This window comes from Jiangella muralis (genome assembly GCF_001270745.1).
Classification (GTDB): Bacteria; Actinomycetota; Actinomycetes; order Jiangellales; family Jiangellaceae; genus Jiangella; species Jiangella muralis.
This window is the reverse complement of record NZ_LFXL01000080.1, coordinates 1-1,376: the sequence shown is the minus strand read 5'-3', so window position 1 is coordinate 1,376 and position 1,376 is coordinate 1. Positions and strand designations below refer to the sequence as shown.

Annotated in this window: 1 protein-coding gene; it reads left to right on the top strand. The window is 65.8% G+C overall.

Annotated features, from left to right (window positions below; all coding sequences use genetic code 11):
• The first annotated feature begins 88 nt into the window (after positions 1 to 88).
• Entirely contained in the window at positions 89 to 1,339 is a 1,251-nt protein-coding gene (locus ACW62_RS32735; RefSeq protein ID WP_053208317.1) for an IS256 family transposase, read from the top strand.
• Positions 1,340 to 1,376 lie beyond the last annotated feature (37 nt).

The following is a 1,376-nucleotide window of genomic DNA, read 5'->3' as shown; positions in this document are numbered from 1 at the left end:
GGGACTGTCTGAATAACGGTGTGTGGGGTCCGGCCTGATCCGAGAGGAGACGGCCGTGGCTGACACGACCGAGTTGTTGGAAGACGCGATCATCGATCCCGTGACAGGGGAGATCATCGATCAGAAGGACCTCGCAGAGCGGTTGCTCGCGCAGGCGAAAGAGCAGGGCGTGAGCCTGGTCGGCCCGGGAGGGCTGCTGAACCAGCTCACGAAGAACGTGCTCGAGACGGCGTTGAACGCCGAGCTGACCGAGCACCTCGGTCACGAGCATGGTGGAACGCCTGCGGCGGCGAACATGCGCAACGGGACGCGGACGAAGACGGTGCTCACCGAGATCGGCCCGGTCGAGATCGAGGTTCCCCGGGATCGTGACGGATCGTTCGAACCGGTGATCGTCCCGAAGCGCAAGCGACGGCTGGACGGGATCGATCAGATCGTGCTGTCGTTGACGGCTCGCGGTCTGACGACCGGAGAGATCGTCGCGCACTTCGACGAGGTCTATGGCGCGAAGGTCTCCAAAGACACCGTCAGCCGGATCACGGAGAAGGTCGCCGGCGAGCTCGCGGAGTGGTCCTCGCGGCCGCTGGACCCGATCTACCCGGTGATCTTCGTCGACGCGATCGTCGTGAAGGTCCGTGACGGGCAGGTCCGCAACACCCCGTTCTACGTCGTGATGGGGGTGACCGTGAACGGGGAACGCGACATCCTCGGGATCTGGGCCGGCGACGGCGCGGAAGGAGCGAGGTTCTGGCTGCAGGTGTTCACCGAACTGAAGAACCGCGGCGTCGAGGACGTGTTCATCGCGGTCTGCGACGGACTGAAGGGGCTCCCGGAGGCGATCAACACCACGTGGGAGCGGACGGTCGTGCAGCAGTGCGTCGTGCACCTGATCCGCAACAGCTTCCGCTACGCGGGCAGGCAGCACCGCGACGCGATCGTGAAGTCCCTGCGCCCCGTCTACACCGCCCCGTCCGAGGCCGCCGCGAAAGATCGGTTCGTCGAGTTCGCGGCCGAGTGGGGCGGCCGGTATCCAGCGATCGTGCAGCTGTGGGAGAACGCGTGGGCGGAGTTCGTGCCGTTCCTCGAGTACGACATCGAGATCCGCAAGGTGATCTGCACGACCAACGCGATCGAGTCGATCAACGCCCGGTACCGGCGAGCGGTCCGCGCCCGCGGGCACTTCCCGAACGAGGCTGCCGCGTTGAAGTGCCTCTACCTCGTGACCCGGTCGCTTGACCCCACCGGCGGCGGCCGGGCACGCTGGATGATCAGGTGGAAGCCCGCGCTCAACGCGTTCGCGATCACCTTCGCCGGACGGTTCGAGAGAGCCACTCATTGAAACGCCGGGCCTCACACACCGTTTATCGGACAGACCC